Source organism: Acidobacteriota bacterium (assembly GCA_038040445.1).
GTDB lineage: Bacteria > Acidobacteriota > Blastocatellia > UBA7656 > UBA7656 > Onstottus_A > Onstottus_A frigus.
In genome coordinates this window covers 1-17,339 of sequence record JBBPIG010000015.1, presented here as the reverse complement: position 1 = coordinate 17,339, position 17,339 = coordinate 1, and the positions used below count along the sequence as shown (strand labels likewise).

16 protein-coding genes and 1 tRNA gene are annotated in these 17,339 nt (G+C 55.9%); 7 read left to right on the top strand and 10 right to left on the bottom strand.

Going from position 1 to position 17,339, the window contains the following annotated elements; translation table 11 throughout:
• From AABO57_16560 to AABO57_16545, 4 genes are all read right to left on the bottom strand, one after another.
• Nucleotides 1-1,233 (bottom strand): lytic transglycosylase domain-containing protein, encoded by a 1,233-nt coding sequence (locus AABO57_16560; protein MEK6287354.1) that lies wholly within the window; start codon nt 1,231-1,233, stop codon nt 1-3.
• A gap of 278 nt (nt 1,234-1,511) precedes the next feature.
• The gene (locus tag AABO57_16555) at nt 1,512-2,735 is read right to left on the bottom strand and encodes an ABC transporter permease (GenBank protein MEK6287353.1); all 1,224 of its coding nucleotides are present in this window, start codon (nt 2,733-2,735) and stop codon (nt 1,512-1,514) included.
• Nucleotides 2,732-3,445 carry an ABC transporter ATP-binding protein gene (locus tag AABO57_16550; protein MEK6287352.1) on the bottom strand — a complete coding sequence of 238 codons (714 nt, stop codon included), beginning with the start codon at nt 3,443-3,445 and terminating at the stop codon, nt 2,732-2,734. Before AABO57_16550 ends, AABO57_16555 begins: the two co-directional genes overlap by 4 nt.
• A 186-nt stretch (nt 3,446-3,631) precedes the next feature.
• Nucleotides 3,632-5,290 (bottom strand): efflux RND transporter periplasmic adaptor subunit, encoded by a 1,659-nt coding sequence (locus tag AABO57_16545; GenBank protein MEK6287351.1) that lies wholly within the window; start codon nt 5,288-5,290, stop codon nt 3,632-3,634.
• Nucleotides 5,291-5,597: 307 nt separating this feature from the next.
• Here AABO57_16545 and AABO57_16540 point away from each other — a divergent pair.
• The 6 genes from AABO57_16540 (at nt 5,598) to AABO57_16515 (ending at nt 10,805) form a co-directional block, all read left to right on the top strand.
• Nucleotides 5,598-5,672 (top strand) — tRNA-Val (locus tag AABO57_16540).
• Nucleotides 5,673-5,907: 235 nt separating this feature from the next.
• Nucleotides 5,908-6,081, top strand: coding sequence for a hypothetical protein (locus tag AABO57_16535; protein ID MEK6287350.1), 174 nt, complete (start codon nt 5,908-5,910; stop codon nt 6,079-6,081).
• Nucleotides 6,082-6,591: 510 nt separating this feature from the next.
• Complete coding sequence (locus AABO57_16530) at nt 6,592-7,185, top strand: hypothetical protein (protein ID MEK6287349.1); 594 nt, start codon at nt 6,592-6,594, stop codon at nt 7,183-7,185.
• 280 nt (nt 7,186-7,465) lie between these two features.
• Nucleotides 7,466-8,029 carry a hypothetical protein gene (locus AABO57_16525; GenBank protein MEK6287348.1) on the top strand — a complete coding sequence of 188 codons (564 nt, stop codon included), beginning with the start codon at nt 7,466-7,468 and terminating at the stop codon, nt 8,027-8,029.
• A gap of 87 nt (nt 8,030-8,116) precedes the next feature.
• The gene (locus AABO57_16520; GenBank protein ID MEK6287347.1) at nt 8,117-9,421 is read left to right on the top strand and encodes a glucoamylase family protein; all 1,305 of its coding nucleotides are present in this window, start codon (nt 8,117-8,119) and stop codon (nt 9,419-9,421) included.
• Nucleotides 9,422-9,500: 79 nt separating this feature from the next.
• The gene (locus tag AABO57_16515) at nt 9,501-10,805 is read left to right on the top strand and encodes an Nramp family divalent metal transporter (protein MEK6287346.1); all 1,305 of its coding nucleotides are present in this window, start codon (nt 9,501-9,503) and stop codon (nt 10,803-10,805) included.
• A gap of 773 nt (nt 10,806-11,578) precedes the next feature.
• Here AABO57_16515 and AABO57_16510 read toward each other — a convergent pair.
• The 6 genes from AABO57_16510 to AABO57_16485 all read right to left on the bottom strand — a co-directional run bounded on the left by AABO57_16510 (nt 11,579) and on the right by AABO57_16485 (nt 15,621).
• Nucleotides 11,579-11,878, bottom strand: coding sequence for a hypothetical protein (locus AABO57_16510; protein MEK6287345.1), 300 nt, complete (start codon nt 11,876-11,878; stop codon nt 11,579-11,581).
• A gap of 107 nt (nt 11,879-11,985) precedes the next feature.
• Nucleotides 11,986-12,198, bottom strand: a complete 213-nt coding sequence (locus tag AABO57_16505; GenBank protein ID MEK6287344.1) for a CsbD family protein — start codon at nt 12,196-12,198, stop codon at nt 11,986-11,988.
• 343 nt (nt 12,199-12,541) lie between these two features.
• A complete protein-coding gene (locus AABO57_16500) occupies nt 12,542-12,736 on the bottom strand; it encodes a hypothetical protein (GenBank protein MEK6287343.1) in 195 nt (64 codons plus the stop codon).
• A 180-nt stretch (nt 12,737-12,916) separates the two neighbouring features.
• On the bottom strand, nt 12,917-14,338 hold the full coding sequence (locus AABO57_16495) for a transporter substrate-binding domain-containing protein (GenBank protein MEK6287342.1): 1,422 nt from the start codon (nt 14,336-14,338) through the stop codon (nt 12,917-12,919).
• Between the two features lie 440 nt (nt 14,339-14,778).
• On the bottom strand, nt 14,779-15,357 hold the full coding sequence (locus AABO57_16490; protein ID MEK6287341.1) for a ferritin-like domain-containing protein: 579 nt from the start codon (nt 15,355-15,357) through the stop codon (nt 14,779-14,781).
• A 114-nt stretch (nt 15,358-15,471) separates the two neighbouring features.
• Entirely contained in the window at nt 15,472-15,621 is a 150-nt protein-coding gene (locus AABO57_16485; GenBank protein MEK6287340.1) for a CsbD family protein, read from the bottom strand.
• Between the two features lie 419 nt (nt 15,622-16,040).
• Here AABO57_16485 and AABO57_16480 point away from each other — a divergent pair, with 419 nt between their 5' ends.
• A complete protein-coding gene (locus AABO57_16480; protein ID MEK6287339.1) occupies nt 16,041-16,694 on the top strand; it encodes a superoxide dismutase in 654 nt (217 codons plus the stop codon).
• Nucleotides 16,695-17,339 lie beyond the last annotated feature (645 nt).

The window sequence follows — 17,339 nt, the reverse complement described above, 5'->3', positions numbered from 1 at the left end:
TCAGGGCTCAGGGTTGGTCGGGGCCGGAGTTGGCTCGGCCGGCTCATTCGAAGCCTTGACTGCCATTGAAGCCGGTATGCGAATGGTATGTTTGCCCGGAGGGGTGACTCCTCGCTGAAGCTCGGGGTTCAGGTCAAGCAAGGTTCCGTAAGAAACCTTGAGCTTCTTCGCCAGCGGGCGCAGATCGGTTTGACTCGTGACCATTCGCGTTTGGTAGCGATAAGGATAAGCGGGCGGCAGTTCGAACCCGTACTTCTTCGGGTTCTTTGCTATCGTCACAACCGCCAGAATCGCCGGCACGTAATTCCGGGTCTCCGACGCGATGAAGCCGCCTCGATGCAAACGCCAGAAATCTCGCGAACCCGAGCGCGCTATCGCGGCATCGACGTTTCCCTCACCCGTGTTGTAAGCCGCAAGCGCGAGCGACCAGTCGCCCTTGTAGCGGGCGGACAGCCACTTCAAGTAACGTGCCGCGCTGAGAGTTGATTTCTCGGGATCCGAGCGCTCATCGACCCAGTAGTTCTGGGTGAGGCCAAAACGCGCGCCCGTCGAGGGGATGAACTGCCATATCCCTTTTGCGGCTGCCCACGAATAAGCGTATGGGTTCCAACCTGATTCAACCTGCGCCAGCCACACCAGATCAGTCGGCACGCCTTCCTGCTTGAAGATGCGCTGGGCCATCTCGCGGAACCGGACCGAGCGCTGGAGGCCCGCTTCCATCGTCGCGCGGCCGCGCCCTTTGGTGAAATAGTTGATGAACTGTCGAACGGGAATGGCGGGTGTGAAGTCGAAGTTGAATCGTGCTACCGCGTCTTCTTCCTCGGCTGCGCCAACCTCTTCAAGGTCCGCGTCTGAGAGCGATGCGATCTTGTCGAGCGGCGAAGGCTCGAAGCGCTGCTCGTTGAATCCACCGTCCTTCTGCTCGAGGGCGGCGATCTGATAACGATTAACTTTCTCGATCAACTGGCGGTAGTAGACGCGAAGCTCGTCGTCGCTGCGCACGTCAATGGACTCGACGAAGATTGTATCGACAGCTTCGTCGAACTCGCGCCTCGCAAGCTGGTACTGCCCGCTGTTATAGGCGTTCTGCCCCCGAATGTAATGCATCTCGGCCGCGCTGATTATGCGGCGCACCTGGCTCTGCTTGGCGTCTTGAGGGGTGGGCGTTGCTACGGGGTCGAGTTGAAATGCCGCTGCCCCCGGCGAAGTGCCGGTTAACAGGAGGCAAAACATTATCGCTAGAAATCTCCGATTCATCGCCGCCTTGATGCAACCTGATTACTACTCATAGAACGCGCCAGGCGTCCTTCTGTTCAGGTTTCTATTATACCCGATTAGGTGGGAGCCCAGCAGAGTATTTGGGAACGGCGGGGAGTCTCCAGCCAAAAACGGGGATTGAAAATTGCAAAAGAGCAAATCGGGAATCAAATTGAAAGGAACAACGGCTGAAGAGTTGTTGTTCCCTTTGACTTTGCGATTTTCAATTCTTCGTCTTCAATCAAGCCCTGCGCCTATTCGTACCGAAGCGCGTCGATCGGATCCAGCCCCGCCGCTTTTCGTGCTGGGTAGTAGCCGAACGCCACTCCGACCAATACGGAAAAAATAACCGACGCGAAGATGGAAACGGGCGAGACCAACGTCGGCCAGCCGAGGGTCTTAGATATTATGATTGAAGCGCCTACGCCGAACAGGATTCCGAGTACGCCACCAACCACTGACAGCGTGATCGACTCGATTAGAAATTGTCGTCTGATCGCGGCGCTGCGGGCGCCAATCGCCATGCGAATCCCGATCTCACGGGTGCGCTCGGTGACCGACACCAGCATGATGTTCATAATCCCGATGCCGCCTACCAATAGCGATACGCCTGCAATCGAGGCGAGCAAGTTGGTCATGATCTTGCTGGATTGATCGGCCGCTTCGGCAACATCGGTCAGGTTGCGCACGAAGAAATCATTCTCTTGATTTGCGCCGAGCTTATGCCGCTGGCGAAGCAGATCGGTTATCTGTTTCTCCGCGGTGAAAGTTGCAGCGGGACTGATGGCCGAAACCATGACCTGGTGGATGTGAGAGATTGTGAGCATCTTCTTCTGCGCGGTCGTGTAAGGAACGATAACCGTGTCGTCTTGATCCTGTCCATACGCGCTTTGACCTTTGCTGCTGAGCACCCCGATCACGCGGAAGGGTAGATTGCGAATTCGCATCGTCTGGCCAATCGGATCGCCGTCCGCAAAGACATTATCGGCAACTGTCTTGCCGATCACGCAAACACGCGCCGCAGTTCGCACGTCGCCTTCCGTGAAGAATTCTCCTCTCGAAACCGGCCATGCGCGAATATCAGGGAATTTCTCGTTTGCGCCTTGAATGCCGCTCGACGCGACCCAGTTTAGATTGCCGAACACAAGCTGACCGTTGGCGCGCACGCCGGGACTGACGGCACGCACTGAAGGACATTCCAGCTCAATTGCGACTGCATCTTCAGGGGTCAGCGTATTGGAAGAGCCCGCGCCCCCGCGCATCCCGCCGGTGTTCATTGAGCCGGACATCACGAAAAGCATATTGTTGCCGAGGTTGGCGATCTGAGACTGGATCGACGCCGACGCGCCCTGACCTATGCCGACCATGGCGATGACGGCGCCCACGCCTATGATGATGCCCAGCATGGTGAGGATCGACCGCATCTTGTTGCGGCCCAGCGCGCGAATGGCGATCCTAAAGGTCAACAGCAAACTCATTCGTCATCCTCCTCGTCGTCCTCAATCGGTGGCAGGCTCTCAAGCTCTTCGCGAGCTGACCGCGACTCCTTGATCATATAGTCGTTCTTGATCCGGCCGTCCTTGAATACGATCGTGCGGCGCGCGTATTGAGCGATGTCGGGCTCGTGCGTGACCAGGGCGATGGTGATGCCGCGCTCTTCATTGAGCCGCTGAAATACATCCATAACTTCGACAGCCGTACGGCTGTCCAGGTTGCCGGTCGGCTCGTCCGCAAGAATGATCGAGGGCCTGTTCACCAGCGAGCGGGCGATCGCCACGCGCTGCTGCTGTCCGCCCGAGAGTTGGTTCGGCAGGTTGTTCATCCGCTCGCCGAGGCCGACTATATCGAGAGCTTCCCTGGCGCGTTCCAAACGCTCCGCAGTCTTAACGCCGCGGTACAGCATCGGGAGTTCGACGTTTTCCAGCGCCGAGGTTCGTGATAGCAGATTGAAGCCTTGAAACACGAAGCCGATCTTTCGATTCCTAATGTCAGCCAGCTCATCTCGAGACAGCTTTGAAACGTCCTGGCCGTCGAGGATGTAGTGCCCGCGCGTCGGCTTGTCCAGACATCCAAGGATGTTCATCATTGTTGACTTGCCAGAGCCCGACGCGCCCATTATCGCTATGAACTCACCGCGATCGATGTGCAGAGAAACTCCGCGCAGCGCGTGTATTTCGACGTCACCCATCTGATAGGTCTTGTGAATGTGATCGAGCGTGATGAGCGCCGGGCCAAGCAATGGGTCGGTGACGTAGTTTGTTTCGGTGACTACCTGGGCTTCCAATGAGTCTCTACCTTTTTTCGTAATATTTGGGCGCGGCCTCACTCAATGCGAGGCTCGCGCCCACGATGTTTCCAGGCGTTCCTTTTCGATTTACCGGCCGGGCCCGCGACCGCCGCCGCCGCCCCCACCGGGTGGCCGCTGGCCGAACGGGGTAGCAGCCGGCTGTCTATTGGAGTTACCGGTTTCGTTTTGTCCGACGATCACAATATCGCCTTCGTGAACGTCTCCGCCCGTTACTTCGGTGACGCGGCCGTTCGTTAGACCCGCGCGCACGTAGCGCGGCTCGATTGTTTTGGCGCCGGTTAGAATCCAGATCGTCTGGCCTTGCCTTCGTTGGCCGCCGCCGTCACCGCCACCAGAAGCACCCTGACCGCCCTCGCCCTGTTGCCGTTGACCGCCGCCGCCGCCTTGACCGCCCCGCTGACGCTGAGGGTCGCCGCCTGCACCTTGAGCGGCGTCGGCTCGCTGACGGCCTTCGCCCGCTTGCTGGCCGCTCTGAGCGGCAGGTGGTTGGCCTTGTTGTTCTTGCGGCGTTCCTGCCGGCTGTCCCTCGTTAGCATTCCCGGCTTGCCGTTGAGCGTCGCGCTCCTGTCTACGCTCCTCCATTTTCTGACGCAGCGCCTCGTTCTCCTTGTCAGAGAGGTTGGGTTTGAACCGCAACGCCGCATTGGGCACCGTCAGCACGTTATCGCGCTTCGCAACCGGGATGGTGATATTCGCGGTCATTCCCGGACGCAACTTCAAAGCGGCGTTGGCAACATCAATGACCGCGCTGTAGGTGACCACGTTCTGCAACGTCTGGGCGTTTAGTCTGAGCTGACTTATTTCGCCGGCGAACGTTTCGCCCGGGTATGCATCGACGGAAAAACTCGCCTTGATCCCCTGGCGAATTTGACCGACGTCGGCCTCGTCGATCGAAGCGAGCACCTGCATTTTTGTCAGGTCATTTGCGATGGTAAAAAGGGTCGGCGCTGAGAGGCTCGCCGCCACAGTCTGGCCTACGTCGACGTTGCGCGATACCACGACGCCATCTATCGGCGAGGCGATGATCGAGTGGTCGAGGTTCAACTGCGATTGTTGAAGCTGGGCCTTTGCCTGCGAGACGGCAGCCTTCGCCTGGTCGAGTTTCGCCTTAGCAGAGTTGCCGGCGGATTGAACCTGTGCGACCTGAGCAGCGGCTTGTTCGTAGCGCGCAGCGGCTGCGCCAGCCTGCGCCTGTGCGGCTTCAAGGTCGCGTCCGGACAAAACGTCTTTCAGTCCCTCGTACCGCTTGACCAGCGCCTGAGCATCTTCGCGCTGAACCCGCGTCACTTCCAGATTGGCTTTTGCCGCAAGCAGATTTGCTTTTTGATTGACGATTTCGGTTTCCGCACCGGTGACCGCCGCTTGAGCGTTGACCAGGTTGGCGCGCGCGTTTTCAACTTGAGCCTGGAATATCGCCGGGTCGAGACGCGCGACGATCTGGCCGCGCTTCACCTGTGAGTTGAAATCTGCGCCAAGCCACTGAACGGTACCCGACACTTGCGAACCGACCTGCACTGTGGTGACAGCCTGAACAGTGCCGGTGGCTGCAACGTTGACCTCGACGCTGCCGCGCTCAACTCTAGCTGTGATGTAGTCGCTCGCGCTCGCCTTGTCGCCCCAGAGAAAAGCTGCCAGTCCAACGACTGCCGCAAGGAGCAAAATAATACCGATTGGCGTGCGCCGCTTCTTGATAATCGCGATGAACTTCGTAAGCCTCTCTGCCATCCGTTCCTCGTTCTCCAGTGGTCAAGTGAGTCTCTGCGCCACGTTCCACTTCTTTATTTTGTCGCATACTTATAGACGCTTTGCAATCTGGGGTGGTTACAGTTAAGGCGCACAAATATTGGGACGAGTGCGGTTTAGACAGGTTCCCGACGATGGTTCTCCTGCTCGCGGCCGCGCCAGCAGGATCAATAGCCGCTCAATGGTCGAGAGCCGATGCGACCGCGTCCTCAAACGAAGTAGCGAACGCTCGAGCGTGCGTTGCTTGACAGTTTGATGTTGGCGCTCCTTAATAGTAAGCTGTCCAAGCGGGCGGTTAGCTCAGCGGTAGAGCATCGGTCTTACAAACCGGGGGCCACTGGTTCGAACCCAGTACCGCCCACCAAGTAAGTCAACAGCTCACCGACGCTGCCAAACTTCTACTTTCAATTTATCCCCTGAGTCATCCCCAGGTGCAATAATTGATGCCAGCCTCCGCAGCTGCCAGACAGAAAGTCATTCTTGGATCCGTCCAATATTGAACAGCGCTGGACGCGGAATCAGAGTATGGTATCGAAGGCATAAGAGCCGCGATCCTTCGGGCTACGCTCATCAGTCTTTCATGTTAAGGAGGGCCAACAATGTCATTCGGGATTTACATCGTCGGCTACATCATATTGATTATCGGCCTGGCGATCGGCGCCCACTTGCTGCACGTGCCTCAGAAGTGGATCGGAGTAGGCGTTATCTGTCTGATCGGCATAGCGATCATCCACGGCGTGACGGCGACTCGACAAAAGGATCCGACGTCCTAGAGTAAAACGGCGATCCACAGACCAGAGAACCAGGAGCAGACGGATTTGCCCTGCAAGCCGGCCAATCCACAAAACTCGAAAACGTGCGTAAGCCCTGAGTGCCCATCATTACGGATGGTTCTACCGAGGTCCTTCACGGCGTCACCAACCCATCGCTTTGTCTACGTCTCTCGGATACTCCCTTTGCGGCGGTATCAGCAGAAATGCTCGAGAAAAGCTGCCAGGCATTATTAGGGGCGATAGAAACAACTTTATTCTCTTACTTCATAAGCATTACCAAAAGCTGGTTGCCATGGCCAAGCACGACGCCAAACTTACTGAGACTCATTCTATCGAGGAAGCCGAACTGCGGCACAAGACCAAGCAGGCGAAACGCCGCCGCGCAGGATAATCGGAGGCGAACATTCTGGCGCTTAGCGCTCGGCATCACTCGCCCGCGACAGTGATGGCCGTGTCTCGCGCAAAAGCCAGATCAGCGGCTGAGAAAGAGACGCTGAAGAAGCTCGAACGATGCCAGATTTTACGTGCCAACTTTCTGAGACCGCGTCGCCGCTCACGCACTTCTGGGAGCACACGGCCGGAAGCGATCACGCCCCAGTTGCGCTGCGCGCGGATTGGCAGAACCAGTTGCGGCGCTGCCATCACGAGCTGGGCTTTCGTTATGTGCGGTTTCATGGCTTGCTCTCGGATGATGTGGGCACGCTCATCTCTCACCAGGAAAAGCCTCTCTACTCGTTCTTCAATGCGGACCAGATTTGTGACTTCCTCCTCTCGATAGGTATGCGGCCCTTCGTTGAACTGAGCTTCATGCCCACCGCGCTCGCCTCCGGGCGCAGGACAGTCTTTCACTATCGCGGGAACATCACGCCGCCCCGAGACTACCGGAGGTGGGCAAAACTCATTCGTAAACTGGTATCTCACTGGGTTGAACGTTACGGTGTCGGTGAAGTGCGTGAGTGGTTCTTCGAGGTGTGGAATGAGCCGAACCTCAAAGCCTTTTGGACGGGCACGCAAGCGGATTACTTCAAGCTTTACCACTATACCGTCGATGCCATTAAGAGCATCAGGGAACGCTTCGAGTCGGCGGCCCCGCGATCGCCCTGAATGAATGGATTTCAGAGTTTCTGGACTACTGCGATAAGGAGAGGTTGCCGGCGGATTTCGTCAGCACGCACCATTATCCGACCGATGCGTTCGGCGAAGAGGGTGACGATACGTTGACCCAGTTGGCAAAGAGCCAGCGAAGCATTCTCCGCGAGCAGGCTCAAGACGCAAAACGCCGCGCTCGGGGCAAGCCACTCTACTACACCGATTGGAATGCGTCATCGAACCCACGCGATTCGCTGCATGATGAACCCTACTCAGCGTTTGCCGTGAAGACCATATGGAAGCAAACGGACTGGTCGAAGGCTACAGCTTCTGGACCTTCTCAGACATCTTTGAGGAGAACTACTTTCCCTCGCAGCCGTTTCACGGTGGGTTTGGGTTGCTGAACCTTCACGGCATTCCGAAACCGGCCTACCGCGCATTTGAGCTGCTGCACTCGTTGGGAAACGAGAGCTTGCTCGTTGACGGTCTGCATGAGACGGTCGATGCCTGGGTTATTCGTGGAGTGAATAAGACAACGGTGTTGCTCACAAACCATGCCTTGCCGCGGCATCACATTCAGAAGGAGCGAGTAAAGATTCAGTTAAGCAAGGCGCCTGAGCCGGCAAGCGCGCAGGTGAGGCGAATCGACGAGGACCACGCGAACCCGCGGCGTTTATGGAAGGAGATGGGCGCTCCGGAGTACTTGAGCAGTTCACAGTTGGACAAACTCCAGGACGCATCGCAGCTAAAGCGAGAGCCGCTTGATTTTCGATACACGGATGGAAGAATTGAGTTGGACGTCACGCTTCCGGCGAACAGCGTGGCGGCAATCGAATTTGAGTTTCCTCCCGACTCATAGTGGCGTGTAACAGACACTTCGCCAATTCCTTACCGATTTGATCCCTAGCGAAATGTCCGGTACAAGTCACTAGTTGCGAGGTTTGCGGTGAAGCCGAGACAACACTCTTATCCTGACAAGAAGCTCGAGGTGCTCCAGCGCCTTACCTTTGACTATTTCCTGAAGGAAACGAATCCCGAGAACGGCTTAGTGCCGGACAGCACACGCCAGGGAGCGCCGTGCAGCATCGCTCCAACTGGTTTTGCACTCGCGGGCTATCCCATCGGCGTCGAGCGTGGATTCATCACGCGCGACGACGCGATTCGACGAACCCTCACGACACTGCGTTTCTTCTGGAATAGCCCACAGGGTCCGGAACCAGACGCCACCGGATACAAGGGTTTCTACTACCACTTTCTCGACATGAAGACCGGCCGCCGGACGTGGAATTGCGAACTATCAACAATCGATTCAGCCTACTTGATCGCGGGAGCACTGACCGCCGCCGAGTATTTCAATCGCGACACTGAAGAGGAGCGCGAGATTCGCACACTTGGCGACGCCCTCTATCGCCGCGCCGACTGGCGATGGGCCCAGAATCGCGCATTGACGGTCACGCACGGCTGGAGACCCGAAAGCGGGTTCATCAAGTATCGTTGGCAAGGTTACAACGAAGCCCTGATTCTTTACATCCTCGGTCTCGCCTCGCCAGAACACCCGTTGCCCGAAAAGAGCTACAAGGCTTGGACCAGGACTTATGAGTGGAGAAATCTTTATGGTCACGAGTTTCTCTACGCAGGTCCGCTCTTCATCCATCAGCTTTCGCACATGTGGATCGACTTTCGCGGCATTCAGGACGAATACATGCGCAACAAAGCGATCGACTATTTCGAGAATAGCCGCCGCGCTACCTACATTCAGCAGCAGTACGCGATCCGCAACCCGAGAGGCTTTGCAGGTTATGGTGAATACATTTGGGGTCTCACTGCGAGCGATGGTCCCGGACCAGCGAGGAAAAAGATCGGAGGCAAGCTGCGCCGGTTCTACGACTACATAAACCGCGGTATTCCAAACGGACCGGATGACGGTACGCTTGCTCCGTGGGCGGTGATCGCTTCACTTCCGTTCGCGCCCGAGATCGTGTTGCCGTCGATCCAATATTTCGACGAGACCTTCCCTGAGATGACCAGCAAGTACGGATTCAAGTGCAGTTTCAATCCGACGTTTTCGACGGCGCAAAGCAAGGACTGGGTCTCAAAGGGTTACTACGGGCTGGATCAGGGTCCGATAGTTTTGATGATTGAGAACTATCGCTCAGGATTTCTTTGGCGGCTGATGCGTCGCTGCACGTACATCATCACCGGGCTTCGACGGGCAGGTTTCGCCGGCGGCTGGCTGCGAGACATTGAGTAGATCAAATCATGTCCGGCCGGATCGGTGGCATCAAAAGGGATGGCCACGCTAGGATACTCTAGCTTTTGACGGCGCTTCGATGACAAAGACAAAGAAGAAGAAAAAGAAAAAGAGCACGCTGGAGGGCGTCGCTCCTCGCGGCGTTCAACGGTTCTTTGCTGAATTGGGTCCCGGTTTGATTACCGGTGCGGCCGACGACGACCCTTCCGGCATTTCGACCTATTCAGTGACGGGCGCTTCGTTTGGATACGCGCCGCTCTGGACCGCGCTCTTCTCGTTTCCCTTGATGGCAGCGGTGCAGATGATGTGCGCGCGGCTGGGACTGGTCACCGGACGAGGTCTCGCGTCAAACTTGCGGCGCAACTATCCGCGCGGCGTCGTGTGGGGGGCGTGCGCTTTGTTGGTGATAGCGAACGTCGTCAACATCGGCGCCGATCTTGGCGGGATGGCCGAAGCCACCAGCATGGTCACCGGCATCAGTCATTTCATCTGGACGCCGATTTACGCGGCGCTGGTTGTCTCGCTGCTGTTCTGGACCTCCTATAGTCTAATTGCAAAAGTTTTCAAGTGGCTCACGCTGATCTTGTTCGCCTACATCATCGCGGCGTTTCTCGCACATCCTGACTGGCGAGCCGTTTTGCGCTCGACGTTCGTTCCTCATATTGAGTGGTCCAGCAATTATCTGGCGGCGTTCGTCGGGATTCTGGGAACTACCATTTCTCCTTACCTTTTCTTCTGGCAGGCCTCGCAGGAGGTGGAAGAAGAGAGAAAGATGGGACGCCGCACAGTTCGCGAGCGTGAAGGCGCGACCAATGAAGAACTTCGCAAATCGAGAACAGACGTGCTCACGGGAATGTTCTTCTCGAACCTCGTGATGTATTTCATCATTCTCACCGCCGCCGCGACTTTGCATGCTGACGGTAAAACCCGCATCGAGACGGCGCAGCAGGCGGCGGAGGCCCTCAAGCCGGTCGCCGGCAACGGCGCATATTTGCTTTTCACTTTGGGATTGATCGGCACCGGGATGCTGGCCGTGCCTGTCCTCGCGGGGGCGGCAGCTTACGCCATTGCCGAAGCGCGCCTGTGGCGCGGAACGCTCGAAGACGAGCCGCGGCTGGCAAAGAAGTTTTACGCAGTCGTGGCCGTGTCGATGCTGCTGGGGTTATCACTAAACTATGCCGGCATCCATGCGGTGAAGATGTTGTTCCTGGCGGCGGTTTTGAACGGAGTCCTCGCGCCGCCGTTGATCGTTCTAGTCGTGCTCTTGACCAGCAACAAAAAGGTGATGGGTAAGCGAGTCAATCCTCCTGTGCTCACGTGGCTAGGCTGGGCGACGGCGGCGATCATGGCGGCGGCGGCGATAGGGATGTTCGCAACGATGTGATGGCGGCTGGACGTGAGCGACCTTTCATTTTACGGTCCAGTTGCTTCCCAGCCATTCTGTCTTTCGCTTCCAACGAATTGTTGGTAGCTCTCGGCGTCTTGCACAACCAACTCAGCTTTCCATTTACGGTCAGCACCACAGGCGCCTTCGTCTTCTTCATTTGGCGCATCAGCTTCGCGCTGTCGCGCTTGAATGTGCTGAGGCTATGAATATCACGCGTAAGTTTCACAGGTTTGCTCCATTGCTAAATCTGCACTGAATTTGACGAGACTAGCTTAGCGTGTCCGGCCTGCCCCGTCACAAGATGGACTGAAGGTGTAGGTGTAAGTGAGCTTGATTTGGCCTGGAGGGGCAGGTCTGACTGCGGAAGAGTTTCGAAAAATGGCTCTCGGTCTACCGGAACCGTCGGAAGCCGCGCATATGGGTCACCCGGACTTCCGCGTCGGTGGGAAGATCTTCGCTACACTCTGGGGCGACGGTCAAACTGACGCCTGAGCAACTAGGAGTCCTTCGTTTGCCGAACCCGAAGTTTCAAGCCGTTCAATGGTGCCTGGGGACGTGACGGGGCGACGAGGTGCAACTCCGCGCCGGCGAAGAAGAGCACTCTGCGCACGGCGCTCGTCTTCGCTTGGCGAAACAGAGCACCAAAACGCCTCCTGCAGCAGTTCGACATCGAGTAGCCCGCGCCGGCGCCCGTTCGCGCCGCCAGACCTCCCGGACGCCCACCAGGTCCCGAGAGCCGCCTTGTATCAAGGAAGGTATCTAGCCGATTATCACTTTTTCGGGGCTTTAGCGATGCAAGTCTTCTCGGATTCTCTCGCCTGCACCTTGCTGTCCCGTCTCGCTTTGCTGGCCGCCGCTAAGGCATCTCTACGCTCCTTACCCTTCGTGGTATTTGCGTTTTTCACAGCGGCTTTGTAGCTGTCGTTAGCCGTCATTATGGATTGCAGGTACAAGTCATGGCAGACCTTCACCGCCTCTTTGCGCGTCTCAGGTCTTGCCATCGCTGCTGGCACTACTGCACTGAGAGCAAGCGCCAAAGACAATGCTGTCGTTGCTAGTAATCGCTTCATTGTTGTCCTCCCGAATCTTAGTTCCGGCAAGCGTCCAGAAAATACTGTGAACGCAAGTGAGCCAAAAAGCCAAGGTGGTCAAATTGGAGCAGAAATGCGGCTACCCGTCATTTGCGCAAGGTCTTACCAAGGTCCTTCACGGCATCGCCAACTTTGCGTCTCGCTTTGCCTAGAGTCTCTTGGACATTCCCTTCGCGGCGGTCGGCGGCGCCTTGGTTTTCCATCCTTCGATTGCCTACCGCGTGCCCAACATCCTCTTTTACTGTGCCTTTTGCCTTCTTGATCTTGCCTTTAACCTCAGCTTTGTTTGGTAGTCCCATGGCTTAGTTCTCCTTTTCTTTTGTAATACGCCGGCCTGGTCCGACTGGCCGGCGATCTGATTAACATCAAGCGGCCCGCCATCTTTCGCGGGTCTGGACTTATCCCGTCGCTCGTTTCTCCACTGGCGTCTAGCAGCCCAGGGATTGTGCAGCGCATCTTTCAGCCCCTCCGACGACTGTAGCCATAGCCCCCGCCAAAGAGCAGAACCAGGACTACGATAACAATCAGTATTGTCGTGGTACTCATTTACTCACTCCTTTCGGCCCGGGCATCTCACCACCCCGGCCTAATCTAGCTCGTCTCAATTCCGCCCAATTCCCCGATGATCTTGTCTCGAACAAGCTAGCGCAGTTGAAGCACGACGCCTGGCTTATTGATGTTGATATCAACTTCATGCTTTGCAGGACCGCGCCGGAAGACGCCTGCGAAATAAAGCACCGCCAACACCACGATCAAACCCAACACAACGGCCAAGACGGCCAACGCACCGCTGCCGCCCCCGCCATCGGAATGAACTTCTACGATTCTGTCTGTCATCGTTCTAGCCTCCGTTCTGGTCAGTAGGTACAATACCCCTATCTCGAATCCAGCACCGTTCAATATTGGACAAACGTGGAAATAGAGTTCCAATCAACAGGTCGGTTGGGAACCGGGCCTAGCAGGCTGACGAAAAAGGGAATCAACCAATTGCGGTGGTGGGATTGCCTCGATACAGGATTATGCTGTGACAAACCTTCTGTAGTGCTCAAACCGCTTAAGAATCAAACTCACATATGTCACCGGCTCGATGCCGCGGCAGAAGCCATATTTCACTACCGGGTCCTCTGAATACTGCACCTTTGATTTCTGCAAGAGCCAATACGCGACATCGTCCCAGGCTTTAGGGTTGCTTCCGTACTTTTCTGCCAGCCGCTGCGCGTCTTCTACATGGCCTGCGCCGCAGTTGTATGATGCCAGGATGAACTTAAGGCGCTCATCTCTATCTTCGATTCTCTTACTCCAATAATCGGTCAACCAGATAAGAAACCTGACCGCACCACGCACGTTGTCCTCCGGGTCCCGCGGATTCTGCACGCCGAACTCTTGTCCAGTCGCCGGCATGAGCTGCAACAGGCCTGTTGCCCCCGCCCATGACTTCGCATTGGGCTTGAAACGAGATTCTTGAAACGTTTGCGATGCCAGTAGCCGCCAGTCCCAGCTAAGTTCCGCCGAATATTGTCTGAGCAGGGGATCGTACTGACATAGCTTACCTGTCTCATGCGTTAGGTACTCGCTTGCAGCGCGCTCCTTGTAACCCTTCCGGTCGATGAAATACTTCTTGTACATTTTGTCGAATAGTGAGCCGTTCTTTTTGTGTTCTATCCATCGGTTCAACTCTTTTAGCAGTTCGGATGAGTTTTTCCTGATCACCCACGCGACCCTGTTTGAGGCCCCAACAAGCGGGCGAATCTTGATGTTAGTGAAATAGGATTCCTTCAACTCAGCCAAATTATTCTGCACGACGGTGTACTCGATATCTCCTTTTGCCACTTTGTTGATCAGCGCTTCATCATCGATCTTACCTCCCACCTCAACAACTTGTATATCGCCTGAGATTTCATCGGCCAGTTCTATCAGTGTCCTGCGGTAGGCAGATTTCTTTGGTAACGTAACTGTCTCTCCGGCTAGCTGAGAAGGCTTTGTAATGAGCCTGGCATGTATTTCTATCTCATCTGGTTTTATGTCGGCAGGCTCAGACTTTATGTCGCTCTTGACAGCCTCGGGCAGGTTCGCCTGATCGGGTGGCTTTTTCTGCTGCACGAGTGCTGGTTCAGTTCGATACAAGGTATTTGTAAATGAGACTTTTGCTTCATCCTCCTGTTTAGGGATAATCCGAGCAGCCACAATGTCGCCTTCGCCGCGATTAAGCATTTGGTAAAGAGTCTTCTGGTTTTTGACGACCTCCATCACCAATGTGAGGCCATGCTCCCGCGAAAAGGCCTTGAGCAATTCGTATTCGTAGCCCATAGGCTCGCCACGAAGAAGAAAGTATGTGGTTGAGTTGTGGGGTGCGAGAATCGTGAGGGTGCCACGTTGTTTAATGGCTTCAAGGTCGCGCTCGATGGGAGGGCCTAATGGGACATCCCCCGCCTCGTCCACAGGGCCTTCTCCTGCCAGACTGGGATGCTTTAGATACCATAAGTAAGAAACCAGGCCAAGAGAGAGTAAGACAACCAGAGCCGCTATTGGGATACTTCGAATCTTCACTCTAGTCCCTCAAGATTGAGATTGCAGCCGCTTGAAAGACTACAAGCAGCAGACTTTGCCGAGGTCGTCTTCGTGCTCATCCTCTGGACTCCTTTGCCTCCAAACCGAAGTGTTGACTGAGCCGAACCCGAAGTCTTTCAATGGTGCGTGGGGGTGCGCGGGGACGCCACCGGGGGGCCACGAAGGTGAAGCTCCGGGCGGCGAAGAAGAGCACTCTGCGCTTGCCCTCGCCTGGCGAAATAGGGCGCCAAAACGCCTCGTGCAAAAGTTCGACCTTGCGTTCCCGTCTAAAGTCGAGCTTCACCGCCCATCCCAGATACCTGTAAACTTCACTAGGCTCCGTGACTTTTCATTTTTGGCTTGGGCGCCGGAGCTTTCTCCGGGTCGAAAGTCGCGAGCATGTTTGACAGGTCATCCGCGTGCTCCTCTTCTTTCTTGAGGATCTCTTCAATGACGCTGCGCGTGGTCGGATCGTCGTTGCCAAGCCACCGGATGATCTCCGAGTACGATTCGACGGCTATGCGCTCAGCAACTAAATCTTCGCGGATCATCTCAACGAGCGAGCCTCCCTCGACATATTCCGAATGGCTCCGCGTAGCGAGGCCCTCCGGATTGAAGTTCGGCTCGCCCTGAAGCTGCGTGATGCGCTGAGCGACCATGTCCGCATGCACCTGCTCCTCGTTGGCGTGTTCGAGGAACTCGCGCGCTACGGGCTCGGCGTGAATACCGCTGGCCATGAAGTAATGACGCTTGTAGCGCAGAACGCATACCAGCTCGGTCGCAAGCACTTCGTTCAAGACGGCGATCACCTTCGTGCGGTCCGCCTTGTAGCCGTCGGTGACCGGGCCTTGCTCAATATGCTTGCGCGCCCGCTGCCGAATCTCTTTGACATCCGATAAAAACTCATTCATTGACGTTCTCCTTTGTTTGACCTGCCTTGATCTGCTTGCAGGCTTGCCGGGCTGATCACCTGTGGCGTGAAGTGCGCCAGGGTGATCGGCTCCGAAGCGATTCAGGCCGGGCCGCTAATGGCTCAACTCCTGGGCTCTTCCATCAGAACTCTCGGCTTTGCCTTCAGGTTCGAGGTCTGGGTCGTTAATCAACTCCCCGCCCCTGTCCTTGCGCACGCCCTTGATCTGTTTACCTTTGTCTTCGAAATCATCCTCTCTCCACATACTTGTCTCCCCTAGGTGATTGCATATTCCCCGTCCCTACCCAGTGAGCTTCTTCTTAAGCCCAGTAAGCTTCTTCTTAAGCGTTGATAGTTTCTTGAGGTCCCTACTGATAATCCGCCGGACTGGAATTAATTGCTGTGCAATATTGCACCATCTCGAAAAGAAAGTTGCCGGCGATGTGCTGTCTGCTTCCGTCAAATGCTTCTCACAACATTGTCCTATTTGGGAATTGTCCAATATTGAACGGAAACCATCCCCTGTTGAGCGTAGCATTGGAAAGCTGCCAGAGGGCTTCAGCGCAGCAGGTATAGGGATGTCTGGACGGCTCAATTCAAACGGTTAGCGGCGGCCAACGAATCAGCAATCGCAACGCCTGCTGTGTTGAAAAAGAGAATCTACTACCTCAAGGAGGAAAGAGAATGAGCGACAACGTGATCTATCAGGCCAAGCAGTTTAAGCTGAGTGGCTTGAGCGGCATCTCTGACGAAACCGTCGAAATGCACATCAAGCTCTACGAGGGCTATGTCACGCAAACCAATCTGTTGACGGAAAAGATTGCCGAGTTCATCAAAGACGGTCACATCGACCAGGAAGAAATGCCGGCCTACTCTGAGCTAACGCGTCGTCTCGGGTTCGAGTATAACGGGATGGTTTTGCACGAATACTATTTCGGCAACATGAAGCGGGGCGGAGCAGGCGATCCGGAACGCAGTTCGGCATTCCTCAAAGCGGCGGAGCAAAGCTTTGGCAGTTACGCGGTTTGGAAGACTGATTTCGTCGGCGTTGGCAAGATGCGCGGCGTTGGGTGGGCCATCTGTAATCAGAATCCGGCGAACGATAGACTGTCGAACCATTGGATCAGCGAGCATCAGATCGGCAACGTCGCAGGTTTCAATCCAGTGCTCGTGATGGACGTCTGGGAGCATGCGTACTTGCTGGACTATAAGCCAGCCGAGCGCCCCAAGTACATCGAAGCTTTCTTCTCTAACATCGATTGGAACGCGGTCGAAGAGCGCCTGAAGAAGGGGACCGGGGATCGTTCCAAGGCCGCACACTCGCCCGTTCCTCGCTAGATTTGTATGTGTGGCTAAGTCAGAGGCTCGCGTTCATCAAGCTCAAAGGCCGAGGCTGTGGCACTGCACAGAAGAGTGTGTTGGAGTGGTTACGTTTGCTTTAGCAGATCTTAGAGAACGGGGGCACCCGGAGAAAAGCAGCCACGAAAAAGAGCTAAGAATGGCGACTCCGCAATTCAGACGCATTTGTATGCTTCGGTGCTACCGGCGATTTGGCCTACAAGCAGAATCTTCCGTGTGCTCCAGGCGTGATGCGCGCAAAAGCTTGCCGTCTTTCTCTTTGTACCGTTTCATACTTCACCTTTCTTAAGCCGTTATACCACGAAACAAAAAACGGGGTTTCATCCCCAGAGGCGTCCCCAGTCTCTTCAAACAATGGTAAACAAGCACGGACATTCGCTGACGGCTTTCTTGCAATCGTCCAGCGTTTCCGTCTATACTCGCTTTCGGTTGTTCAGCGTTGTCGGCTTGCTGGCGGCTTACAAACCGGCGCCGCTGGTTGGAACCCAGTACCGCCGACCAAGTTTGCAAGGCTTCAGCAACCGATTGAGAAACAGTTTTAGTTTTGAAGCGCGGAGTCGTAGTTCAGCTGGTTAGAACGCCGGCCTGTCACGTCGGAGGTCGCGGGTTCGAATCCCGTCGGCT